Annotated in this window: 26 protein-coding genes and 1 tRNA gene; 16 read left to right on the top strand and 11 right to left on the bottom strand. The window is 57.8% G+C overall.

Annotated features, from left to right (window positions below):
- Positions 1–82 precede the first annotated feature (82 nt).
- Both HY2_RS10180 and HY2_RS10175 read left to right on the top strand, forming a co-directional pair.
- Positions 83–994, top strand: a complete 912-nt coding sequence (locus tag HY2_RS10180; protein WP_034827266.1) for a crotonase/enoyl-CoA hydratase family protein — start codon at positions 83–85, stop codon at positions 992–994.
- 6 nt (positions 995–1,000) lie between these two features.
- Positions 1,001–1,969, top strand: a complete 969-nt coding sequence (locus tag HY2_RS10175; protein ID WP_034827263.1) for an alpha/beta fold hydrolase — start codon at positions 1,001–1,003, stop codon at positions 1,967–1,969.
- A 20-nt stretch (positions 1,970–1,989) separates the two neighbouring features.
- Here HY2_RS10175 and HY2_RS10170 read toward each other — a convergent pair whose 3' ends face one another.
- The 4 genes from HY2_RS10170 to rpsF form a co-directional block, all read right to left on the bottom strand.
- Positions 1,990–3,489: a replicative DNA helicase gene (locus HY2_RS10170; RefSeq protein ID WP_034827261.1), complete on the bottom strand. Its 1,500-nt coding sequence runs from the start codon at positions 3,487–3,489 to the stop codon at positions 1,990–1,992.
- Between the two features lie 131 nt (positions 3,490–3,620).
- Positions 3,621–4,211, bottom strand: coding sequence for a 50S ribosomal protein L9 (gene rplI / locus HY2_RS10165; protein ID WP_034827259.1), 591 nt, complete (start codon positions 4,209–4,211; stop codon positions 3,621–3,623).
- Positions 4,212–4,223: 12 nt separating this feature from the next.
- Positions 4,224–4,481 carry a 30S ribosomal protein S18 gene (gene rpsR, locus HY2_RS10160; protein WP_034797274.1) on the bottom strand — a complete coding sequence of 86 codons (258 nt, stop codon included), beginning with the start codon at positions 4,479–4,481 and terminating at the stop codon, positions 4,224–4,226.
- Between the two features lie 15 nt (positions 4,482–4,496).
- Positions 4,497–4,835 carry a 30S ribosomal protein S6 gene (gene rpsF, locus HY2_RS10155; protein ID WP_034797270.1) on the bottom strand — a complete coding sequence of 113 codons (339 nt, stop codon included), beginning with the start codon at positions 4,833–4,835 and terminating at the stop codon, positions 4,497–4,499.
- A gap of 208 nt (positions 4,836–5,043) precedes the next feature.
- Here rpsF and fabD point away from each other — a divergent pair, with 208 nt between their 5' ends.
- The 7 genes from fabD (at position 5,044) to gmk (ending at position 11,005) form a co-directional block, all read left to right on the top strand.
- On the top strand, positions 5,044–5,994 hold the full coding sequence (gene fabD / locus HY2_RS10150) for an ACP S-malonyltransferase (RefSeq protein WP_034827256.1): 951 nt from the start codon (positions 5,044–5,046) through the stop codon (positions 5,992–5,994).
- 5 nt (positions 5,995–5,999) lie between these two features.
- Positions 6,000–6,737, top strand: coding sequence for a 3-oxoacyl-[acyl-carrier-protein] reductase (fabG, locus tag HY2_RS10145; protein WP_034827254.1), 738 nt, complete (start codon positions 6,000–6,002; stop codon positions 6,735–6,737).
- A gap of 114 nt (positions 6,738–6,851) precedes the next feature.
- Positions 6,852–7,085 (top strand): acyl carrier protein, encoded by a 234-nt coding sequence (locus HY2_RS10140; protein ID WP_034797267.1) that lies wholly within the window; start codon positions 6,852–6,854, stop codon positions 7,083–7,085.
- Positions 7,086–7,100: 15 nt separating this feature from the next.
- Positions 7,101–8,387 carry a beta-ketoacyl-ACP synthase II gene (fabF, locus tag HY2_RS10135; RefSeq protein WP_034827251.1) on the top strand — a complete coding sequence of 429 codons (1,287 nt, stop codon included), beginning with the start codon at positions 7,101–7,103 and terminating at the stop codon, positions 8,385–8,387.
- 62 nt (positions 8,388–8,449) lie between these two features.
- Positions 8,450–9,478 carry an endolytic transglycosylase MltG gene (mltG, locus tag HY2_RS10130; RefSeq protein ID WP_034827249.1) on the top strand — a complete coding sequence of 343 codons (1,029 nt, stop codon included), beginning with the start codon at positions 8,450–8,452 and terminating at the stop codon, positions 9,476–9,478.
- Positions 9,475–10,362, top strand: a complete 888-nt coding sequence (locus HY2_RS10125) for a YicC/YloC family endoribonuclease (protein ID WP_034827247.1) — start codon at positions 9,475–9,477, stop codon at positions 10,360–10,362. The genes mltG and HY2_RS10125 overlap by 4 nt, the downstream gene beginning before the upstream one ends.
- Positions 10,352–11,005: a guanylate kinase gene (gmk, locus tag HY2_RS10120; RefSeq protein WP_034827245.1), complete on the top strand. Its 654-nt coding sequence runs from the start codon at positions 10,352–10,354 to the stop codon at positions 11,003–11,005. The genes HY2_RS10125 and gmk overlap by 11 nt, the downstream gene beginning before the upstream one ends.
- Before the next feature lie 173 nt (positions 11,006–11,178).
- Here the strand turns inward: gmk and HY2_RS10115 are convergent, their stop codons facing one another.
- The gene (locus tag HY2_RS10115; protein WP_034827243.1) at positions 11,179–12,399 is read right to left on the bottom strand and encodes an NADP-dependent isocitrate dehydrogenase; all 1,221 of its coding nucleotides are present in this window, start codon (positions 12,397–12,399) and stop codon (positions 11,179–11,181) included.
- On the opposite strand from HY2_RS10115, the gene HY2_RS10110 reads away from it, so the two are divergent.
- Both HY2_RS10110 and HY2_RS10105 read left to right on the top strand, forming a co-directional pair.
- Positions 12,398–13,237 (top strand): RNA methyltransferase, encoded by an 840-nt coding sequence (locus tag HY2_RS10110; protein WP_233346205.1) that lies wholly within the window; start codon positions 12,398–12,400, stop codon positions 13,235–13,237. The genes HY2_RS10115 and HY2_RS10110 overlap by 2 nt on opposite strands.
- On the top strand, positions 13,230–14,465 hold the full coding sequence (locus HY2_RS10105) for a TIGR03862 family flavoprotein (RefSeq protein ID WP_199285700.1): 1,236 nt from the start codon (positions 13,230–13,232) through the stop codon (positions 14,463–14,465). Before HY2_RS10110 ends, HY2_RS10105 begins: the two co-directional genes overlap by 8 nt.
- Here the strand turns inward: HY2_RS10105 and HY2_RS10100 are convergent.
- Positions 14,462–15,226 carry a crotonase/enoyl-CoA hydratase family protein gene (locus tag HY2_RS10100; protein WP_034827239.1) on the bottom strand — a complete coding sequence of 255 codons (765 nt, stop codon included), beginning with the start codon at positions 15,224–15,226 and terminating at the stop codon, positions 14,462–14,464. The two genes, HY2_RS10105 and HY2_RS10100, sit on opposite strands and share 4 nt — an antisense overlap.
- Positions 15,227–15,332: 106 nt before the next feature.
- On the opposite strand from HY2_RS10100, the gene HY2_RS10095 reads away from it, so the two are divergent.
- Positions 15,333–16,529 (top strand): acyl-CoA dehydrogenase family protein, encoded by a 1,197-nt coding sequence (locus tag HY2_RS10095; protein WP_034827283.1) that lies wholly within the window; start codon positions 15,333–15,335, stop codon positions 16,527–16,529.
- Between the two features lies 1 nt (position 16,530).
- A complete protein-coding gene (locus HY2_RS10090; protein ID WP_034827237.1) occupies positions 16,531–17,577 on the top strand; it encodes an acyl-CoA dehydrogenase family protein in 1,047 nt (348 codons plus the stop codon).
- 9 nt (positions 17,578–17,586) lie between these two features.
- Here the strand turns inward: HY2_RS10090 and HY2_RS10085 are convergent, their stop codons facing one another.
- The gene (locus HY2_RS10085; protein ID WP_081815014.1) at positions 17,587–18,549 is read right to left on the bottom strand and encodes a LysR family transcriptional regulator; all 963 of its coding nucleotides are present in this window, start codon (positions 18,547–18,549) and stop codon (positions 17,587–17,589) included.
- Positions 18,550–18,614: 65 nt separating this feature from the next.
- Between HY2_RS10085 and HY2_RS10080 the strand changes: the two genes are divergently transcribed.
- Genes HY2_RS10080 through HY2_RS10070 form a run of 3 tightly spaced genes read left to right on the top strand, consistent with a single transcriptional unit; the run spans position 18,615 to position 19,826 of the window.
- The gene (locus HY2_RS10080; protein ID WP_034827234.1) at positions 18,615–18,923 is read left to right on the top strand and encodes a hypothetical protein; all 309 of its coding nucleotides are present in this window, start codon (positions 18,615–18,617) and stop codon (positions 18,921–18,923) included.
- Complete coding sequence (locus tag HY2_RS10075; protein ID WP_034827232.1) at positions 18,895–19,194, top strand: hypothetical protein; 300 nt, start codon at positions 18,895–18,897, stop codon at positions 19,192–19,194. Before HY2_RS10080 ends, HY2_RS10075 begins: the two co-directional genes overlap by 29 nt.
- A complete protein-coding gene (locus tag HY2_RS10070) occupies positions 19,194–19,826 on the top strand; it encodes a GNAT family N-acetyltransferase (RefSeq protein WP_051594903.1) in 633 nt (210 codons plus the stop codon). The genes HY2_RS10075 and HY2_RS10070 overlap by 1 nt, the downstream gene beginning before the upstream one ends.
- Before the next feature lie 31 nt (positions 19,827–19,857).
- On the opposite strand, the gene HY2_RS10065 is transcribed toward HY2_RS10070, so the two are convergent.
- From HY2_RS10065 to pgi, 4 genes are all read right to left on the bottom strand, one after another.
- Positions 19,858–19,932 (bottom strand) — tRNA-Phe (locus HY2_RS10065).
- A gap of 57 nt (positions 19,933–19,989) precedes the next feature.
- On the bottom strand, positions 19,990–20,211 hold the full coding sequence (locus HY2_RS10060) for a DNA gyrase inhibitor YacG (protein WP_034827230.1): 222 nt from the start codon (positions 20,209–20,211) through the stop codon (positions 19,990–19,992).
- Positions 20,208–21,245, bottom strand: coding sequence for a ribonuclease E/G (locus tag HY2_RS10055; protein ID WP_034827229.1), 1,038 nt, complete (start codon positions 21,243–21,245; stop codon positions 20,208–20,210). Before HY2_RS10055 ends, HY2_RS10060 begins: the two co-directional genes overlap by 4 nt.
- The gene (gene pgi, locus HY2_RS10050; RefSeq protein WP_034827228.1) at positions 21,242–22,798 is read right to left on the bottom strand and encodes a glucose-6-phosphate isomerase; all 1,557 of its coding nucleotides are present in this window, start codon (positions 22,796–22,798) and stop codon (positions 21,242–21,244) included. The genes HY2_RS10055 and pgi overlap by 4 nt, the downstream gene beginning before the upstream one ends.
- Positions 22,799–23,028 lie beyond the last annotated feature (230 nt).

The following is a 23,028-nucleotide window of genomic DNA, read 5'->3' as shown; positions in this document are numbered from 1 at the left end:
TGTGGAGTGCCGCTGGGGAAGACTTGACGTCTCGGTCTGGAAAGGCAGCTTGTGCCCGGTTTTAGACACTCAGGAGGAACACATGGCCAGGCCGAAGGAATTCAAGGAAATCATTCTGGACATTGAGGATGGCATCGCGACGCTTACGCTGCATCGCCCGGAAAAGATGAATGCCTTTACGGGCACCATGATGCACGAAATGATCGAGGCGTTCGACATTACCGACGCTGATGACAGCGTGCGCGCCGTGATCGTGACAGGCAGTGGAGACCGGGCCTTCTGCGCGGGTGCTGACCTGTCTGCCGGCGCTGAGACCTTTGACTATGATGAGCGCGCCAAGAGCGGCGAGGCGGGCCGCACTGAAAGCACTGACATTCAGCGTGATGGCGGTGGCCGCGTTACGCTGCGCATCTTTGACAGCCTGAAGCCTGTGATCGGGGCCATCAATGGTGCGGCGGTCGGCATTGGTGTGACCATGCAGTTGCCGATGGATATCCGTATCGCTGCGGACACGGCCCGCTTTGGTTTTGTGTTCAACCGCCGGGGCATCAATCCGGAAGCGGCCTCCAGCTGGTTCCTGCCGCGTCTTGTAGGCATCTCCCAAGCGCTGGAATGGTGTTACTCCGGCCGCGTCTTCCCGGCTCAGGAAGCCATGGAGGGGGGGCTTGTCCGCTCAATCCATCCGCAAGCGGATCTGATGGATGTGGCACGCGGCATTGCGCGTGAGATTGCCGACAATACGGCAGCGGTCTCTACGACCCTGACACGCCAGATGATGTGGCGCATGCTGGGCGCGAGCCACCCGATGGAAGCGCACATTGTGGATTCCGCCGCAATCTATTCCAGAGGCAAGACCGCGGACGCAAAAGAGGGCGTCATGAGCTTCCTAGAGAAACGTAAGCCCGTCTATCCGGTGAAGGTCTCCGACGGTATGCCGAACTTCTTCCCCTGGTGGGAAGAGCCGGAGTTCAAATGGATTGGCGGCAAGGACTAGCCTGACATGTCTCCTGACCTGCGACTGATTGAGACAAACGGCATTCGCCTGCGGGTCGCCACCGCAGGCGAGGGGCCCCTGGTGATCCTGGTCCACGGCTTTCCCGAAAGCTGGTATTCCTGGCGTCACCAGATCAAGGCTCTTTCGGAAGCAGGTTACCGTGTGGCAGCGCCGGATGTGCGCGGATACGGCGGCTCTGATCGTCCGTATACGGTAGAGGACTATGACATGGAAAACCTGACCGGAGATATTGCCGGTCTGGCCGAGGCGCTCTCTCCCGGAGAGCAAGCTGTTGTCGTAGGCCATGACTGGGGCGCGCCGCTTGCGTGGAATACGGTAAGGCTGCACAGGGACAAGTTCCGTGCTGTGGCGGGATTGTCTGTTCCCTATACGCCGCCGGGAGAGGTGGTGTTCATTGATGCCGTGCGCAAATTCTTCACCGAGCGCGGTCTGTTCTTCTACCAGATCTATTTTCAGGATCAGGGGCCGCCAGAGGCTGAACTGGAAGCGGACCCTGCCGAAACAATCCGGAAGTTCTACTATGCCATCTCAGGCGATGCGCCGGATGGAACCTGGCCGACGGACAAGAAGCATGGTGACACATTGCTACATCGCCTGCCGGAGCCGGACATGCCGCTGCCATGGCTGACCGAAGAAGATGTTGCTTATTATGATCGGCAGTTCCGCAAGTCAGGGTTCCGCGGGCCGTTGAATCGCTACCGCAACTGGCACCGCGACCATGCGTATCTCACATCGCACCCGTCCTCGCCGGTGATCGCGCAGCCGTCGCTGTTCATTGGCGGAACCAGGGATCTGGTGCTGAAAATGTATCCGGGCGATATGGTGGCCGCGATGAAGAAAAGCCTCGGTGATCTGCGCGGCGCGACCTTGCTGGAAGGTGCCGGGCACTGGACGCAGCAGGAGCGGCCTGAGGAGGTGAACCGGCTGTTGATAGAGTGGCTGAACAGCCTTTAACGCGCCGCTAAGGGCAGGGGTTATTCGTCGTCGAAATCGTTTGAGCGGCCGGACATGTCCAGATCCCCAAATCGTGTGACGTTTGAATCGAAGGCGAGTTCGACGCGGCCGATTGGACCGTGACGCTGCTTGCCGACGATGACCTCTGCTTTGCCGTAGACTTGGTCCATGCGCTGGCGCCATTGGGCCCATTTCTCGTTCGAGGCCGGATCAGTCGGATCGGCACCCGGCTCTGCCCGCGAAAGATAATACTCCTCGCGATACACGAACAGCACCACGTCGGCGTCCTGCTCGATTGAGCCTGATTCCCGAAGGTCAGACAGCTGTGGGCGTTTGTCATCGCGTTGTTCAACCGCCCGCGACAGCTGGGACAAGGCGATGATCGGGACGTTCAGATCCTTGGCAAGCGCCTTCAGAGAGGTTGTGATCTGCGTGATTTCCTGCACCCGGTTTGCGTTCGCATTGCCGGTACTGACTGTGATGAGCTGAAGGTAGTCGATCACGATCATGTCGAGTCCGACCGAGCGCTGCAGGCGGCGCGCGCGGGCCGCAAGCTGGCTGATGGAGATGCCGCCTGTATCGTCGATATAGAGAGGCAGATTCTGCAGTTCTTCGGTCGCTTCCCGCAGGCGCTCAAAGTCGCTCTTGTCGAGATCGCCCTGACGGATGCGGTGGGTCGTGATGCCGGTACGCTCGGCGATAATACGCGTGGCGAGCTGTTCGTTCGACATCTCCAGCGAGAAGAATCCGACGATTGCGCCGTCTACGGTCTTCCGTGAGCCGTCATCCTGCAGCTCTGAGCGGTAGGCGGACGCGGCATTATAGGCAATGTTCGTCGCGAGTGAGGTTTTCCCCATGGAAGGACGGCCGGCCAGGATGACTAGGTCTGACCGGTGAAGGCCGCCGAGTTTCTCGTCGAGATCTCTCAGGCGCGTCGGGATACCGGCGATCTTGCCCTCACGCTTGAATGCGGCTTCGGCATTCTTGAGGGATTCCGTCAGCGCTTCGGAGAAGCTGCTGAAGCCACGGCCGCTGGAGCCGCGTTCGGCAAGGTCAAACAGCCTGCGCTCTGCCAGTTCGATCTGGCGCTCGCCATTCTCTTCCGGCGTCGGGTTCAGGGCCCGGCCCTGAAGCTCTCCGCCAATGCCGACCAGTTCGCGGCGCATCGCAAGGTCACGAATCATGCGGGCATAGTCGCCCACCTCAGGCCCGAAGGCGGCCGAATCGAGCAATTGCTCCAGATAGCGCGCGCCGCCAATCTCGCTGAGCTTTTCGGCTTTTTCGAAATGTTCGCGCAGGGTGACACCATCCGCGATTCGGCCTTGCTGAATCATGGTAGCGGCGACGTTGAATAATTCCTGGTGTGCGGGTGCGTAGAAATCCGACGGTCTCAGAATATCCGCGACGCGCTGATAGGAGTTATTGTCGAATAGAATGGCGCCCAGCACAGCCGCTTCCGCCGATAGATTGTTCGGCGGTGTGACTGTCTCTTTAGGGGAGGAGGCATCATCAAGCGGCATGGTTAAGTGTAACTCAGCTGTGGGTGAATTGCAGGGGCAGAAACTCACTCCGGCCTGATTTTACCGGGTTAGTCACAAAAAAAGGCCGCAGCTGTGAAAAGCTGCGGCCTGATTTGATCAGGTGGGGAAGACTATTCTTCGTCTTCTCCCTCGCCAGACTCGTCACGCTCGGCGGCGGCTTCAGCCAGCTCACCAGCTTGTTCCTGGGCTTGTTCATGGTTGGCAGCCTGAAGCGATGCGACGATGTCTTCGCCTTTCGCCTGACGCTCAGCTTCATCGCTGGAGCGTGCCACGTTGGCCTGGACCGTAGCGGTCACTTCAGCGTGCAAACGGACGGCCACGTCGTACAGACCGATCGCCTTGATCGGACGGTCGAGACGCACGCCGGTACGCGGAATGCTGTAACCAGCCGCTTCAGCGGCATCAGCCACATCACGTGCGGTAACAGAGCCGTACAGCTGACCGGTGTCGCCAGCCTGGCGGATAAGCACGAAGCTTGCGCCTTCCAGCTTTTGAGCTTCGGCTTCGGCCTTCGCGCGGGCTTCCGCGTTACGGGCTTCAATGGCTTCACGCTCTGCTTCGAAGCGGGCGCGGTTCTTTGCATTGGCGAGCAGGGCTTTGCCTTGCGGGATCAAGAAGTTACGGGCGAAGCCGTTCTTCACTTTCACTTCGTCGCCGATGACGCCAAGGCGCTCGATCCGTTCAAGAAGGATGACTTGCATGTGGGTCTCTCCTTACTTCACTTCGAACGGAAGCAGGGCCAGCATGCGGGCGCGTTTGATCGCCTGGGCAAGCTTGCGCTGGTTCTTCAGATTAACGGCCGTGATACGGCTGGGCACGATTTTCCCTTTTTCAGAGATATAGCGCTGCAGCAATTTCACGTCCTTGTAGTCGATTTCCTGAGCATTGGAGCCGGAAAACGGATCGACCTTGCGACGACGTCCAAAGGGACGGCGAGCAGGGATGTTCGTGATGTTCAGTTTCTGAGCCATTTCGAGTGTCCTTCCCTAGTCGCGGCGACGGTCTTTGCGAGAGAGAACCGGAGACGGTTCGTCGCTCAGCGTTTCGACGCGGACGGTCATGTAACGCATGACATCATCGGAGATGCGGTGCTTACGCTCCAGTTCCAGAACAGCATCGGCAGGGCCGTCGATGTTCAGGAGGGAGTAATGCCCCTTGCGCTGTTTCTTGATCGGATAGGCCAGGTTGCGAAGACCCCAATATTCGGTCTTGCCAACTTTAGCGCCTTTTTCCTTGAGGAAGTTGCTCAGTTCTTCGACAAAGCTGTCGACCTGGGCAGGCGAAATGTCAGGTCGTGTGATCACGACATGCTCATAAAGTGCCATGTTTTCATTCCCATAGTTGAGTCATGCGGCGCCTGACAGCGGGAAACTGACCGGCGATGGCCCCTCTTCTTCCGGCTCATTCCGGAGTACCAAGGACCGCATTCCTGCGAGTGAAGGCGGGTGTAAAGCGCATTTGGCGGTATTTTTCAAGCGCTTGCTTACATTGCCGGTCACCATTAGTCACACACCCAACTTGGAGAAACCAATAATGAGAAAATTTGCATTTATCTTTCCAGGGCAGGGAAGCCAGGAAATCGGAATGGGAAAGGCGCTTGCGGATGCCTTTCAGTCGGCTCGCGACGTGTTCGCAGAAGTCGATGAAGCCTTGGGGCAAGACCTTTCCGCCCTCATGTGGAATGGTGACATGGAAGAGCTTACCCTTACCGCAAATACTCAGCCGGCGCTGATGGCGCACAGCCTGGCCGCAATGCGCGCGCTCGAGGCCGAATTCGGTCTGTCCGCGAGGGATGCTGCCTTTGTCGCAGGGCACTCGCTGGGGGAGTATTCTGCGCTCGCGTCCGCCGGGGCGATCAGCCTGGCTGATACGGCGCGTTTGCTGCGTATTCGCGGCAATGCCATGCAGGGCGCTGTAAAACCGGGTGCGGGAGCCATGGCGGCGCTTCTGGGCGCGGATATCACGCAGGCCGAAGCCGCCTGCGAAGCAGGCCGCAAAGCTGGCGGAGCTTGTGAAGTCGCCAATGATAATGCGCCGGGTCAACTGGTCCTGTCCGGGACAAAGACTGCGATTGATGCGGCATGTGCGTACGCCAGGGAGAATGGCGTGAAGAAGGCGATGCCGTTGAACGTTTCTGCGCCGTTCCATTGCTCTCTGATGCAGCCAGCAGCAGATGCAATGGCGGAGGCGCTGAGCGAAGTGATCATCAATTCCCCCTCAACGCCTCTTGTTGCGAACGTCTCCGCGCATGCTGTGACCGAACCTGAAACGATCCGCCGGAACCTGGTGGAACAGGTGACGGGTCGTGTGCGCTGGACAGAGAGCGTGCAGTTTATGGTGGCTCAGCGAGTTGAAGCGACGGGCGAAGCAGGTAATGGCAAAGTATTGACGGTGATGCAGCGTCGCATCGAAAAGTCACTCAACGGCTTCACCCTCGGGACGCCCGAGGATCTTGAGGCGTTTGCAGAAGCAATGAAGGGATAAGCCAGATGTTTGACCTGACAGGCCGTACGGCTCTTGTAACCGGGGCATCCGGAGGAATCGGCCGCGCGATTGCACAGGCGCTTTCCGAAGCTGGCGCCAAGGTGGCGCTCTCCGGCACACGTGAGAACGTTCTTGAGGAAGTTGCAGCCACGCTGAAAGGCGAAAGCGCGATTGTGCCGTGCAATCTCTCTGACGAAGAGGCCGTGAATGGTCTCGTTTCGAAGACGGAAGAAGCCATCGGTCCGCTCGACATCCTCGTCGCGAATGCCGGAATTACACGCGACAAACTGCTGATGCAGATGAATGATGACGATTGGAACGATGTTCTGTCCGTCAATTTGGGCAGCTATTTCCGACTCACGAAGAGCTGCGTGCGGGGCATGATGAAGCGCCGTCATGGCCGCATTATCGGTATTACATCAATTGTCGGCGTCACCGGAAATCCGGGGCAAACGAACTATTGCGCGTCCAAGGCGGGCATGATCGGCTTTACGAAGTCACTCGCTCAGGAGGTCGCGAGCCGTGGCATCACGGCAAACACAATCGCACCTGGTTTCATTGCGTCTCCGATGACGGATGTGTTGCCGGATAACCAGAAAGAAGCGCTTTTGAGACAGATTCCTTCGGGTCGCCTGGGCGAAGGTGCTGACATTGCTGCGGCAGCAGTATATCTTGCTTCCAATGAAGCCGCCTATGTTACGGGGCAGACGCTGCACGTAAATGGCGGTATGGCAATGATCTGATTTCACAACAGTAAGGGTTAGTCATAGGACTTGGCGCTCGTCCCAACTGTGTGCTAGGCGCAACACAATGGTTCGAATCTGGGCCAGTCCTCAGGCATTTCTAGAGAGGTACTCATGTCTGACGTTCTTGAACGCGTTAAAAAAATTGTAGTCGAAAATCTCGACGTGGATGGTGATAAGGTTGTTGAGAGCGCAAGCTTCATCGACGATCTGGGCGCTGACTCGCTGGACCTGGTCGAACTGGTCATGGCTTTCGAGGAAGAGTTCAACATCGAAATCCCTGATGATGTACAGGAGTCCATCCGCACCGTTGGTGATGCGGTGACCCACATCAAGGCTCACATCTAAAACAGGCAGGGTTCTATGTCTGACCGCCGCGTCGTTATCACCGGTATCGGGATTGTCTCACCTTTGGCCTTTGGCCGTGAGGCAACTTGGGAGCGCCTGATTGAAGGCAAGTCTGGGGCAGGACGTATTGATACGTTCGATCCTGAAGACATGCCCTGCAAGATTGCATTCCAGGTACCATGGAAAACTGGCCGCGGTGGCGGTGAAGGGGACCCTCACGCTTTCGATCCTGAGGCGTTTGTTTCCTCAAAAGAGATGCGCCGGATTGATGAGTTTATTCTTTATGCCATCGCCGCTGCTGACGAAGCGGTAGAGGATTCCGGATGGAGACCCGAAGACGAGGAAGGTCAGGAACGCACAGGCGTTCTGATCGGCTCCGGCATCGGTGGTTTGGAATCCATCTATCAGACGGCGATCACGCTTCATGAGAACGGGCCGCGCAAGGTGAGCCCGTTCTTCATCCCCTCTGCCCTGATCAATTTGGCTTCTGGTCAGGTCTCAATCAGGCACAAATTCAAAGGGCCGAACCATTCCGTGGTAACAGCCTGCGCAACAGGCGCTCACGCCATTGGCGACTCCGCACGTCTCATCAAGTATGGGGATGCGGACGTCATGCTGGCGGGTGGCTCTGAAGCGGTTATCGGACGCATCGGCATAGCGGGCTTCTGCGCCGCTAAGGCTATGTCTACGAATTTCAATGACACTCCTGAAAAGGCCTCCCGTCCTTACGACAAGGACCGCGACGGCTTCGTGATGGGGGAGGGTGCTGCCATTCTCGTTCTGGAAGAGTACGAGCATGCCAAGGCCCGCGGCGCGAAGATCTATGCCGAAGTCTCAGGTTATGGTCTGACGGGCGATGCCTATCATATCACGGCCCCGGCTGAAGGCGCTGAAGGCGGTTATCGCGCGATGAAGATGGCGCTGAAGCATTCCGGCATAGACCCGACCGAGATCGACTATGTGAATGCTCACGGCACCTCCACTCCGAAGGGAGATGAAGGTGAGGCTGGCGCTGTTGAGCGCGCATTCGGCGATCATGCCAAGAACATGTCGATGTCTTCGACCAAGTCTGCCGTTGGCCACCTTCTTGGAGCTGCCGGGGCCATTGAAAGCGCTTTCTGTGCACTGGCCATTCGTGACCAAGTGATGCCACCGACCCTGAATCTCGACAATCCGAGCTTTGAGACCGTTCTGGACCTTATCCCGCATAAGGCGAAGAAGGGACGTGTGCGTGCGGCCATGTCGAACAGTTTCGGCTTTGGTGGCACCAACGCATCGCTTGTGCTCACGGAAGTGAAATAAGCCTGTTTTTCCGGGCTGGGGTTGGCGTGTAAGCTGGCACCGTCAGGATTCGAGAGGCATGCATGAAACTCATCAAGGGACTGATCTCGCTGTTTGTCCTCCTGTTTGTTCTGGGGGGCGCAGTGGCGGGCGGTGGCTGGATGTGGTTCCAGCACGAACTCAGCAAGCCCGGCCCCTCTACGGAGCAGCATCTGTTCTTGGTCGAGCCTGGCGAAACGCTGAGCGGCGTTGCGCAGCGGCTGGAAGATGAGGGCATTATCTCTGACGACAGGCTTTTCAAGCTGAAAGCCAAACTGGATGGCACGGAGCTGGCCATCAAGACAGGTGAGTTCGAGCTGGAGCCACGCGCCAGCCTGTCGGAGGTGATGGAAACGCTGATCGACGGCAAGTCCGTCTTCTACAAGATCACGCTTCCTGAAGGCCGCACGACAGCTCAATTGTTGAAGATGATCGAAGCCGACCCGGTTCTGATCGGCGATATGCCGGAAGAGGAGGTCGCCGAGGGCAGCCTACTGCCGGATACGTATCTTTTCCACCGTGGAACATCGCGCGCTGACCTTATTGAACGGATGCAGAAAGCGCAGACCGATCTTCTGGACGAGCTGTGGCCTCAGCGTGCCGAAGATCTGCCAATCGCCTCAAAGCAGGAGGCCGTCATTCTGGCTTCAGTTGTCGAAAAGGAAACCGGTATTGCCGGCGAGAGGCCGCAGATTGCCGGCTTGTTTATCACGCGCCTGAAGCGCGGCATGCGGTTGGAGAGCGACCCCACCATCATTTATGGCGTGTCCAAGGGCGAGCCGCTTTACAACAAGCGTGGCCAGCGCCGGACGTTGTATCGGTCAGAGATTGACCGCAAGACAGACTGGAACACCTATCAGATCGATGGGTTGCCCAAGACGCCCATCTGCAATCCGGGGCGCGACGCCATTGCGGCGGTGCTGAACCCCGAAGAGACGGGGCACATCTTTTTTGTCGCAGACGGCAAGGGTGGTCATCTCTTCGCCAAAACGCTTGCAGAGCACAACAAGAACGTTGCGGCCTATCGCCGATATGAGCGACAGGAAATCCAGAAGGAGCGGACAGGGCAATGAGCAAGCTATCTGGCATGACCGGCTTTGCGCGTCTGACGGGCGAAGAAGACTGGGGCGCCTGGGCCTGGGAGGCCAAGAGTGTGAATGGCCGTGGCCTGGACGTGCGTGTGAACACGCCGCCCGGATTTGACGCACTGGAGCGTCATGTGAAGGCTGCCGCGTCGAAACTGTTTAATCGTGGCTCTCTGCAGGTTTCCCTGCGGATCGAGATGAGCGGTGCGACGGAAAATGTGGCCATTAATGAGGCCTTCCTCGACAAGCTGGTTGCTGCCACGCGTCAGGCGCACCAGGGAGAGCTGTCCTGCGAAGCCATTGCCACTCTGATGACTGTCAAAGGTGTCGTGGAAGCAGGCGGTGACAATATCCGCGACCTGGCAATGCAGGAAGGCGTCAGCGCCATGCTGGCCGGTGCTGCAGAACAGGTTCTAGCTGAGCTGGCAGAGGCCCGGCTCGCCGAAGGCGCGTCGCTGCAGTCCATCATGGGCAAACTGGTCGACGAACTGGAAGAGACCGCGAAACAGGCCGCCAGCCTGGCTGGAGACCAGCCCAGCCTGCTGAAGGCGCGCTTGTCGAAGCAGCTGGAAGAGCTTGGGGCGGGCAGTCAGGTGGATGCAGAGCGGCTGGCCGCTGAACTGGCGATTACCGCGGCCAAGGCAGATGTTCGCGAGGAGCTGGACCGCCTGAGCGCGCATTTCGAGACCGCGAGAGGATTGCTCGCGAGCGGCTCTCCGGCGGGCCGGAAGTTAGACTTCCTGGCGCAGGAGCTGAACCGTGAGGCCAATACGCTTTGTTCGAAATCGGTCAGCCTGGATTTGACGAATGCAGGGCTTGGCCTCAAAGGAATAATCGACCAGTTCAAGGAGCAGGCAGCCAATGTCGAATAGCGGACATCCGAAAGACAGCGGCAAACGGCGCGGACTCATGCTCGTCCTGTCCAGTCCATCCGGGGCAGGCAAGACCACGCTGTCGCGCAAGTTGATCGAAGAGTTCGACGATGTGAATTTGTCTGTATCTGCCACGACGCGTGCGCCGCGCCCTGGAGAGAAAGACGGTAAGGATTACTTCTTTCGGTCTGTGGATGAGTTCCATGAGATGATCGAGCGCCGCGAGTTTCTCGAATGGGCGCATGTGTTTGACCGGTATTATGGTACGCCCAAGGCTGACACGGTCGCGCGTCTGGAAGCGGGCGAGGACGTTCTGTTCGATGTGGACTGGCAAGGGGCTGATGCCCTGCACGATCAGATGCCGAATGATGTCGTATCAGTCTTTATCCTGCCGCCAAGTATCAATGCCCTGGAAATGCGGCTTTCTGCGCGTCCCGGATCGACGCCGGAGATCGTGGCGCGGCGTATGGAAGAGGCCAAGCGCGAGATCATGCATTGGCGCCGCTATGACTATGTGATCGTGAATGACGATCTGGAGGTCGCCTATCAGCGCCTGCGCCGTATTCTGCTGGTGGAGCGCCTGAAGCGGTTGCGGCAGCTGGACCTTGAAGACCATGTCCGGCAATTGCTCGGGGAAGCCTGATGGAACCACGCAAGAAACTTGGAAACATCAAGAGTAGCCCCATCTGGCTGATCGCTTTGATCCCCTTATTGGGCATTGTATGGGGCGCTTGGTATATCGCCAAACATGTTATCTGAATGAAAAAGCCCCGCAGCATTGCTGCGGGGCTTTTCCTTTAACCTTGAAGGCGGCGATCAGGATTTCGCCATCGCCTTCTGGAAGTTCTTGTCGACAGCTTCGATGAAGCCTTCAGTCGTAAGCCATTCCTGATCCGGACCCACCAGCAGGGCGAGGTCTTTCGTCATCTGGCCGCTTTCCACCGTCTTGATGATGGTGTCTTCCAGCGTCTGGGCGAAGGCGCGAACGTCCGGCGTGTCGTCCATGCGGCCCCGGTGATCCAGGCCGCGTGTCCATGCGAAGATGGAAGCGATGGAGTTCGTGGAGGTCGCTTCGCCTTTCTGGTGGTTGCGGTAATGGCGCGTCACGGTGCCGTGGGCAGCTTCTGCCTCAACCGTGTTGCCATCCGGCGTCATCAGAACGGACGTCATCAGGCCGAGGGAGCCATAGCCCTGTGCCACCGTGTCGGACTGAACGTCGCCGTCATAGTTCTTACATGCCCAGACATAGCCGCCGGACCATTTCATCGCGGCTGCAACCATGTCGTCGATCAGGCGGTGCTCATAGGTGCCGCCGAATTCATCGAACTTGGCTTTGAACTCATTGTCGAAGACTTCCTGGAAGATGTCCTTGAAGCGGCCATCATAGGCTTTCAGGATTGTGTTCTTCGTGGACAGGTAGACCGGCCATTTGCGCTGCAGGCCATAGTTCAAACATGCGCGGGCGAAGTCACGGATCGACTCGTCGAGGTTGTACATGCCCATGGCTATGCCGGAGGACGGGAAGTCAAAGACTTCGTATTCCTTGGAATCAGAGCCGTCTGCAGCTTCCCATTTCATGGTCAGCTTGCCCTTGCCGGGAACGAGGAAGTCTGTCGCCTTGTACTGGTCACCGAAGGCGTGACGGCCGACAACAACCGGCTTCGTCCAGCCTGGGACCAGGCGCGGGACATTGGAGATCACGATCGGTTCGCGGAAAACAACGCCGCCGAGAATGTTGCGGATCGTGCCGTTCGGGGAGCGCCACATTTTTTTGAGGCCGAATTCCTCAACGCGGGCTTCGTCGGGGGTGATGGTCGCACATTTGACGGCCACGCCATACTGCTTGGTCGCGTTGGCGGCATCAATCGTGATCTGGTCGTCTGTCTCGTCACGCTTCTGGATCGACAGATCAAAATATTTCAGATCTATGTCGAGGTAGGGGTGAATCAGCTTGTCCTTGATCATCTGCCAGATGATCCGGGTCATTTCGTCCCCGTCCATTTCGACGACGGGGTTTTTGACCTTGATCTTTGCCATGTTGGAATTCCTCACGGTTGCCTGTATCTGGCAGCGCTATAGCAGAGCGGACCGCCGCGTCAAAACAGGTAAAACAATGGCAGATCATCGCAGCCCGGCAATCATCCTCCATTCGCCCCAGCTTGGCGAGAATATTGGCGCGGCCGCACGGGTTATGCGCAATTTCGGTATGACCGATCTGAGATTGGTCACGCCGCGTGATGGATGGCCGAATCCTGCAGCTGAAACCATGTCTGCCGGGGCGTTTGAGGCCGGTGTGACGGTTCAGGTGTTCGAAACGCTGCAGGAGGCACTGGAGGGGATCAACTGGCTGGCTGCTGCCACAGCGCGCATGAGGGGCATGGAGAAGCGCGTTGGTGACGCTTCCGAGGCTGCAGAAGCTGTTTCTGAGCGTCTGGATTCGGGCAAATCCGCGATCATGTTCGGGGGCGAAAAGTCCGGCCTGCCGAATGATGCCGTCGCGGTGGCCGACTTCCTGATGACGTATCCCGTCGATACAGACTTCAAGAGTCTAAATTTGGCGCAGGCTGTCTGCGTTTTTTGTGCGGAGTGGGGAAAGATAGCGATTGGCGCGAGAGTCGACGCAGAAGATGTTAAGGCCGGTCTAGGCGATCCTGCGCCACGCGATGAACTGTATCGTATGTTCGAGCATTTCGAGGATGAACTGGAGCGCGCTGGCTATTTTTTCCCGCCTGAGAAAACGGCTCTGATGAAGGACAATCTCCGCGCGGCGCTGATCCGGGCTGACTGGACGCGGCAGGAAGTGCAGACCTTCCGTGGCGCAATAAAGGCTCTGGCGCTTGGTCGTGGCAAGGCGCGTGTTGTCAGGGATGACTGATCCCTTAAAGCGCGTTGCTGTCATCGGGGCGGGGCCTGCCGGGCTGATGGCCGCTGAGGTTGTCTCAAACCATGGCTATGGTGTGGATGTTTATGATGTGATGCCGAGTGTTGCTCGCAAATTCCTGATGGCTGGCAAGAGCGGTCTGAATATAACGAACATGTATTTCCCGGATGATATTGGGGGCGTTTACCCGCAACCGGCTGCGCAGTTGAGGGCCGCTTTGGGGGCGTTTTCATCTCAGGCAGTGGAAAGCTGGATGTTGGACCTTGGCATTCAGCCAGTCACTGGATCCACGGGCCGCGTCTTTCCGAAGCAAATGAAAGCATCGCCCTTGCTGCGCGCCTGGCTGAGGCGGCTGCAGGAGAGCGGTGTGCGATCGTATGTGCGCCATCGTTTGCGCGCATGGGATAAGCGCGGCTTGCAGTTCGATACGCCGGACGGGCAAAAGACTGTGCAGCCTGCGGCCTGCGTATTCGCCATGGGTGGAAGCAGCTGGGCCCGGCTTGGCTCTGATGGTCAATGGGCACAGATATTCCGCGAGGCCGGTATCGAGCTCTCGCCCTTCCTGCCTTCCAATTGCGGGTTCTGCGTTTCGTGGTCTGATCGCATGAAGAACGAGTTTGCAGGTCATCCTGTCAAGAATGTTCAGCTTACGGTCAAATCAAGACAGGGTGTTCAGCAAACCCGTGAGGAATTCGTGGTGACAGCAGACGGGGTGGAAAGCGGCGCGATTTACACGCTGTCACTTACATTGAGAGATATGCTCGTCAGCGGAGAGGTCGCCACAATCTGGCTGGACCTGTTGCCAGACCTGGACGTGACGGAAATTAAAGAGCGCTTGCTGAGCCGGAAAGGCAAGCAATCGGTTGCCAATCATTTGCGCCGGACGCTGAACCTGACGGGCGTTAAGCGCGCGCTGCTGAATGAATTGGGAGACCGGACGGTCTTTGATGATCCGCAGGCGCTGGCGCAGCAGATCAAGACCTTGCCGCTTACGCTGGGAAGTATGGCACCGCTTGATCAGGCGATCTCCACAGCTGGCGGTGTCTCGTGGGACGAACTTACGGAAGATTTCATGTTGCGGAAAAAGCCGGGATTTTTCTGCGCAGGAGAAATGGTCGACTGGGATGCACCGACTGGCGGTTATCTGCTGACGGCCTGTTTCGCCACCGGACAAGCAGCCGGTTTGGGCGCTGTCCGGTGGCTGGAGAACAGGTCTGGCTAGCGGCCCTTCCAAACCGGTGCGCGCTTTTCAATGAAGGCTTTGGGGCCTTCCTTGAAGTCTTCCGTTCCGACAATCTTGCCGAAGGCAGTGCCGCTGTCTTTCCAGAGCTCGTCGTCTGTTTTGGCGGAGGCATTCATCGCAACTTCACGGCTTGCTGCAACGGCGAGCGGGGCATTGGCTGTCACGCGCTCTGCCAGTTTCTTGGCTTCGTCCATTACCTGGTCAGCCGGAACTATCTTGTTGACCATGCCGAGTTCATACGCCCGCTGGGATGGCAGCGGGTCGCCGGTAAGAATCACTTCCAGCGCTGTGGCGCGGCCAATGGCGCGTGGCAGGCGGAAGAGGCCGCCAGCTGCTGCGACGAGTGAACGCTTCACCTCGGGCAGGCCGAAATTGGTGTCATCTGCGCAGACAATCATATCACAGGACAAGGCCACCTCCGTGCCGCCTGCCAGTGCTGAGCCTGTAATGGCGGCGATCAGCGGTTTTGTCCGTTCACGGCGTGCGATGCCTGCGAAGCCGCCTTTCTTGGTGGAGAGCGCTGCACCATTGCCGGCAGAAATCTCTTTCAGGTCTGCGCCCGCGCAAAATGCCTTGCCTACTGCGGTCAGAATGCCAACCCAGACTTCCGGATCGGATTCCATCTGGTCCAGGGCTGCTTCCATAGTCTGAGCCATTTCGCCATTTATGGCGTTTCTGGCCTCAGGGCGGTTCATGGTGATGATCGCTATATTGCCGTGCTTTTCATATTCGACGGGCATGGTGTTTCCCTCCTTGTTGTTTGAGACCAGCTAACCAGCATTCCCCAGCGTCCATCAAGAAGTTTGCGCTTGCCATACCTTGGGTAAAGCCGATGAAATTACAGGCATGGACCTTACACTCAGCCCCGAATACACCGCGTTTCGTGACCATGTAGCCAAGCTGCTGGAGGAAAACGCCCATCTCGCCCCAGGCCCGGAAGACAAAGGCCTGAAGCATCCGAAACGCCTTGCCTGGCAGAAATTCCTGATTGGGGAAGGTCTTACAGCGCGCGCAATTCCTACGGAATATGGCGGTTACGGCGCTGAGCCGGATATCCTGAAGTCCCGGATTATTGCGGAGGAGTTTGCGCGCAGCGGCGTACCACGCCCTCTCGCGGGACAGGGCATTTCCATGCTGGTGCCGACGCTACTGGAGTTGGGCACGCCGGAGCAGAAGGAAAAGTATATCCGCCCAACCTTGTATGGAGAGATGATCTGGTGTCAGGGCTATTCTGAGCCCGGCGCAGGCTCCGACCTTGCCTCACTGCAAACGAAGGCGGTCGAGGATGGCGATGAGTATGTGATCAATGGCCAGAAGATCTGGACATCGACAGCCCGTCAGGCCGACATGATTTTCTGCCTTGTGCGGACGGACCCTGAAGCCAAAAAGCACCATGGCATCACCTATATCCTGTTCCCGATGAACACGCCGGGAATTGAAGTGCGGCCGCTGGTTGACATGACGGGGTCTGCCAATTTCAACGAAGTCTTCTTCACGGATGTCCGCGTGCCGAAGAGTGGTGTCGTGTTTGAACCCAATAAGGGCTGGCAGGTGGCTAATGCCACGCTGACCCATGAACGCGGCATGCTAGGTGACCCGAACGCAACAAAGGCGCGTTTTGTCGAACTGGTCGAGTTGATGAAGCGCGAAACGGTCAATGGCGAGCGTCTGATTGATAATCCGCTGTTGCGTGACCGACTGATGGCTTTGCAGGCAGAAGTTTATGCCATGCAGGCGAATGGCCTGCGCACCATGACGAGCCGTCTGAAGAAGGAAAGTGCCGGTCTGGCAGGTCTGGTCGTCAAGCTGCAGGGCTGTGAGCTCAATCACCAGATTGCGGGGCTTGCGATTGATGCCCTGGGCGAACTGGGCGTTCTTTATGGAGACGGCGAACATCTCCGTTCAGATGGCAGTTGGCAGTGGCGGTACATGTATGACCTTGGACTGATTATTGGTGGTGGCACGGCGCAGATCCAGAAGAACATCATCGCGGAACGCGGGCTGGACATGCCCCGTGAACCGAAGCTGGCAGTGAGGGCATAAAATGGAATTTGGTTTGTCTGAAGATCAAACGCTTTTGCAGGAAACAGTTCGCCGGTTCGTGGCAGAGCAGGCGCCTCTCGATCTGATCCGCAAGATTGCGGAAGGAAATGCAGATGCGAAGCAGACAATCACAACAGGCATGGATGAGTTGGGCCTGAATGGGGTTGTCATTCCAGAAGAGCTTGGCGGAGCGGGGCTCGGCATGCTGGATGCAGTGCTGGTTCAGGAATGTCTTGGCTACGGTATTGTGCCGTCGGGCTTTCTGGCAAATGTCGTCGCGTCCTCAACGCTTTCCAGGGTTGATACTGGACTGGTGCAAGATATAGCCGCAGGTGAGGCGCGATTTGGCATAGCGCTGAATGATCTTGTCTCGCGCCGTGATGGAGCGGGGCTGTCGGCTGAGAGCGGAGAGCTTTCGGGAACGTCCATGATGGCCTTGTCGGCGGAAGACGCTACCCATTTGCTGGTCTGCGATGGGGAGGGGAAGCTTCATGTCTGCGCCCCACAAGACCATCAGATTTTATTAACGATTGACCGTACACGTGTGTTTGCGGAACTCAAACTGTCAAAGGCGAAAAGCCACGTTTCTGTTACTGATGGCAAGGGTGCGCTGGCAAGAGCGTGTCTTCTTCTGGCGGCGGACTCACTTGGTGTATCGCAGGCGATGCTCGACAAGGCCGTGGAATATGCCAAGGAGCGAAAACAATTTGGACGCGTGATTGGCTCGTTCCAAGCGGTGAAGCATCTTTGTGCTGAAATGGCCGCAAAGATAGAGCCTTGCCGCGCTTTCATCTGGCACGCCGCACATGCGCTGGATATGGACGAAGATGAGGCCTCGGTCATGGCTTTTCTGGCGAAGGCGCATATGTCAGATGTGGCCACCTTTGTCGCGCGCACCTCCACTGAGGTGCATGGCGGTATGGGGTTCACGGATCTTGTCGGCCTGCATTACTGGTTCAAGAGAGTCGGCGTAAACCGACAGCTCCTTGGCTCTCCCGCTCAATTGAGACAGATGGCGGCCGTCGCTCAAGGTCTCGTCGCGGCCTGACCCTATATGCTACATGTCTTGCTTGATCTGAAATATCGGGGGTGACTGGCGGAACCAGAGGCTTTCCTGGGGAGAGAAAACAGAAGTCAACCATTCAATAACTACGTCGCCTCTTTTCAGGCTGCGCGTGCGCGGCGTGGAAGATATCCAGATATCGAGAGCAGGTCCTGTTAATTCCGGATGTGCTGTAAGGTCGGGGTGGCACTCGGCGTAATGTGCGGGCAGCAAGGCAGGTGCGAGACCCGCCCGGCACAGGGCAACCATGGTCGTCAGGGAGTTTGTTTGCCTTAAAAGTTCCATCCTCTTTTCGGTATTAGGTATTGATCGGCATATATCTGTATACGCGCTATGAACGAGGCATCCCTGTTGTAAAAGGTCGGCAAAGCTTTTCGGAGTGCCATCTGGTGTTGAGTGGGCGCGTGAGGTGAAGGCCATATAGTGCGATCGGCCAATCCGTCGTGTGATAATATCTGGCTGTGTTGGCTTGCTGTGCTGGATGTGGATATCGGGAAACAGGCCTTCTTCGGCGTCTAATCCATCGTATACGGACAACTGGATGGCGCTTTGAGGGGATTCCTTTAGGAAGGCTGCCATTCTGGGCGCAACCCAACTCGCCGCAAGAGATTCGCTGCACGCAATATGGAGTGAGGTGTTCTCTCTAAGGCTTTGAGCGGTCAGTTCCCATTGTGCAGCCTCGACTGTGTCGGCAATCAGTTCAACGTGCCGTAAAAGCGTTTCTCCGGCCTTGGTCAGTGTTATGCCGCGCGGTGTTCGGCAAAACAGTTCCGCTCTAAGATTCGTTTCAAGATCCGACATGCGGCGACTTACCGTCGGCAGAGAGCCGCCTAGTCTTTCGGCCGCGGCGCTCATGCTGCCCGTCAGGGCCACCGCTCTGAATACCCTCAGGCGATCCCAGTCAAAGGCGTTTTCCGCATCCTGCGGCCCTTGCATGGCTGAAAACCCCCGTTTCATCCTGTTCTGAAGTCAGCTCCCCTGATGTGTGACATGAGGAATTAACCATTTAATGGAGAAATCTCATGAATGCAACTCAGACTAGAGAAGTGGCGACGGCCGCTGTTGATATATCTGCCGTTGTGGCGCGAGCGCGTGACTTCGGCTTCAGATTGGGCACCTATGAAGAGCTGAAGGCTGGCGTGGCGCTGGCCGAAGAGCTGATGAATAGCAAACTGGCGCCGGTTGATTCCATTGCGCGCATGAATGACCACACTGGCATGACCGCATGGGTTACCGGCGACCCTGTCGAGGGGATCTTTCTGACCCTTCCTCTGACGGTCGCCGGTGAAGAGGCTGTGCGCAATGGAAGCTACAGCCCTGCCGATCCCTGATCTGGCGCATCTCGCAAGCCAGGGCCGCGATGTGGCGGCCTTCTATGTGGGCGTTTATGCGGGCAAGACCTATGAAGCACGCAAGAACATTATGACTGCGTCCGCTGTCATGCGGGCCGATCTGTTCGGGGCGTTCCGCTCCTATGCGCGGGGGGCAACAGCAGATGGCAGGCGGTCAATGGAGAGCCTGGGCTTTCAGCGCTTTGAAGGTGGGCTTCCAGATCTGTACATACAGCAGGCCTTCAAGCCCATGACAGGGGAGGCCGCCTGATGTTCACGACTCATCCTGACATTGGCGAGCGTGCATTGCTGCGTCCGGCACCGCCCGAGGCTTATGATGACTATGAAGTGTCCGTGGCGCGTACACTGGAAGACCTTCAGCAGGTCGTGGCGATCCGGTCGGCCGTCTTCCTGGCAGAGCAAGATTGCCCCTATGATGAGGAGTTCGACGGCAATGATCTGTGCGCGACGCACTTTCTGCTGAAGCGGCAGGGCAGGCCGATCGGCACGCTGCGCGTGCGCTGGTTTGCAGACTTTGCAAAGCTGGAGCGTATCGTTCTACTGCCATGTGATCGTGGGCGTCCGGGCCTGAAAGTGATGCTTGCCCACATGTTCGAGCTTGTTTCCCGGAAAGGGTATCGACGCATGATCGGCCAGATACAGGCGCGCCTGTGGCCGGTCTGGTCACGCACGTTCAAGTGTGAGCTGATTCCGGGGCGCACCCCGTTCTGGTTTTCGGATTACGAGTACCGCGAAATCGAGATTTCGGTTCCGGTCCACCCCAATGCCCTGACCATGACGGAAGATCCCTATCTGATCATCCGCCCCGAAGGCGCATGGGACAGGCCGGGCGTCCTCGACGCTTCCGTGACGCGCTCCAACAGCAAAAGGAGCGCAGCCTAGGCGGCCGTATCAACTGACAAAACTGGTAAAATGGTGCCCGGGGGCGGAATCGAACCACCGACACGCGGATTTTCAATCCGCTGCTCTACCCCTGAGCTACCCGGGCGGGTCACTGGGGAAGCGCGGTATCTAACGAAGGCTGGACGGCTTGTCTATGCTGTTTTCAGTCTTCTTCTGTCATCCCTTCATGAGAGCTGCTTGAAGGAGCATCATCAGCCACATCTGCAGGGGCGCCTGGGATGGCGTATCCGCCCGTCAGCCATTGCGACAGGTCAACATCCGCGCAGCGCTTCGAGCAGAAAGGGCGATACTCCGGCGAGATCGGCTTTTTGCGGCACTGGGCACATTTCGGTGTGCGCTTTTCCGGGGAAACGGGTTTGCTCATAGGGTTCGGTACACGTTGGGTGTTGGGTTCGTCGAGGCTTCATATGTGAAGCGTTGACCATATTTTCCAGCCAAGGCTTCCTGCAGGGACTGTGCTTCCCCAGTGAACCAGAGATGTGCTTCGGCAGGTAGCTGCAGCGTCACTCTCTGTAGTCGGTCCGCCGCAGCTTCTGCCTCGAGCAGGCGTAGCCCGGCGAGGCAAAGGCTCTCCGGCGTTGGCTGTGTCAGGCCCGGCCTCAGTATCCGTTCCGCTATCGGCGTTTGTTTCCAGGGCAGGGACATCTCCATCAACCCAAGAGATGAGGGCGGCAGGATATTGGCGCCCTTGATGCCCGTGCTGATGAGCGCATGCTGTGTAGCTTCCTGAAGTTTGCGGCCTGACTCGCGGTTGATTGGCGCAACGCAATCCACAACGAAGAGACCGCCGAGCTGCCTCAGTCCAATCTGGCGGGCGAGTTCCGTGCAGGAATCCTTGTTGATTCGCAGAGCACGGCTTGCGGCGCTGCCCTTGTCGATGCGCCCCGACGTGTCGATGTCGACCGCGCAGAGAGCTGTGGTGCGCTCGATGTGCAAGCGGCCGCCATTCGGAATTTGCACGCTGGGGGCGAGAGCCGTCTCGAATGCCTCCGCAACTTCCGGATCGCCAGGGCGGACATCTTCTATGACGGCCCCATGCCAAAGCGTCAGGCTGGCGTCTTCGGACGCCCTGTCCTTTGCGTGGGCGATGACGCGGGGCAGTTTTCCGTTACGCGCCTCGGCGGCGACCTGAATCGTGATGGCCTGGCCTTCTGTTAGCTTATTATCCTTGGGAAGGCGCAGGAAAGCCTCGCCCTTGCCGAGGATTTCGATAAAGGCGCCTTCGAGTGCGGGCTCAAGTGTCCGCAAGCGGGCTTCATGGACTGAGCCAAGGGTCAGCCGCGAGTCCTGATCGCTCCAGCGGCTGAGGCGCAAGGCAATCGCGAGGCCATGCTGATTTAGCAAGACCTCGCGAGTTTCGCCAATGCAAACTTCGCGGAGGATACGGTTATGCGTCATCCGTTCCGGATCATCGAAATGATGGCGGCGGTGGCGAAGTCATCCGCTTTCGTCTCTCCGGAGACAGCTGGCTTAAGCCGCGTTGCCATGGTCTTACCACGCTCGACGCCCCATTGATCGAACGGATTGAGGCCCCACAGATGACCCGCGAAATAGGTGCGGTGTTCGTAGAGGGCAACCAGCGCGCCAAAGGCCTCCGGGCCGAATTTGGCATGGCTGAGGAAAGAGGATGCACGCCCACCGGCATGAACCTTTTGGTTTGCAACAACATCCGTGAGATCCGGCTCTTCTGCCTTCACCTCTTCCAGGCTGCGGCCATTGGCCAGCACTTCTGCCTGCGCCAGGGCGTGGGCGGTCAGCGCCGTAACACCTTCAGGATCACGTTTCATGTCAGGTGCCAGGATGAATTCACATGGCACGGCTTGTGAGCCCTGATGCAGCCATTGGTGATAGGAGTGTTGCCCGACAGATCCTTCGCCACCCCAAAGCGCTGGAGCGGTTGCTGTCTTCACGGCGATGCCATCCGGCCCAACGGACTTGCCGTTCGATTCCATTTCCAGCTGCTGCAGATAGGTCGGCAGCATACGCAGTCTGTTGGCATAGGCCAGCAGAACCCGCATTTTTTCACCGCGGACGGAGGCATTCCAGTAGTCCAGCAAAGCAAGCCGCATGGCCATGTTCTCTGACAGTGGCGTAGACTTTACATGCGCGTCCATTTCGGCGGCACCGCGCAGGATGCCCTCAAAAATGTCTGCTCCGAGATAGATCATGCAGGCGAGAGAGGCTGCAGACCATAGCGAGAAGCGCCCGCCAACGGAGAGCGGCATATCGAATAGGTGTGCTTCGCGTCCACCGAGCCAGCTTTTCGCGCGATCCGGATTGGCGGTCACCAGAGCCAGATGTTGTTCTGACTTGTCGCCGACGGCAGCTTCCAGCCAAGCGCGAGCGCGGTTCAGATTGTAGAGGGTTTCTTCTGTCCCGAAGGACTTCGAGACGCCGATGACCAGCGTGCTTTGCGGATCAAGGCCTTCAAGGGCTCGGTCCAGATCGAACGGGTCCACATTCGCGCAGAAGCGCAGGTCGATATTTGATGTGGCCTTGTCCCCAAATGCATCAGCGATCAGGCGTGGACCGAAATCCGATCCGCCAATGCCGATGTGCAGTACAGCTTTGAAAGGCTGGCCATTGGAAGCCGTGACGGAGCCATTTGCCACTTTTCGGGCAAAATCCAGCGCAGGCTGGACGCTCTGACGAACGGTTTCAGCTTCGCCCTCAAGAGGCGATTGTGCCCGAAGGGCCCAGTGAAGCGCCGGGCGGTTCTCTGATGGATTTACAATCTCTCCGTCAAAAAGACTTGTTCCTGCATTTTCGAGGTCTGCCTCTTTTCCGAATGCCAAAAGCGCTGTCTCTGCCTCCTTGTCGAGGTACTGGCGTGAGAGGTTGAGCTTCCAGCCTGATGCAGACAAAGGCACATTATTGGCTCGGTTTGCTGCGAGCGACGCAAGGGAAACCTTGCTCAGACGTTCAGCGTGTTTGGAAAGATCAGCAGGCATTTTTAGGTTGTCCTTGCGTGAGGTTTTGTCGCCCTTCGCTTATCCGGGGAAGTGGAACTCGGCAAGACATGAGACCGGACCGCAGTTCTTGGCATTTGAATGCTTGAAACCCGCGCCACACATGGCTATGAGGCGCGTTTAACAGGCTGCTAGCCTGAAGTTTCATTTTGTCCGGCGGGCCGGACACCAAACTCGAACCAAGGAGAGGCCCGATGGCCAAGGCAAAGTTT

Source organism: Hyphomonas pacifica (assembly GCF_000682675.1).
GTDB lineage: Bacteria > Pseudomonadota > Alphaproteobacteria > Caulobacterales > Hyphomonadaceae > Hyphomonas > Hyphomonas pacifica.
This window is presented reverse-complemented; position numbering and strand designations above follow the sequence as displayed.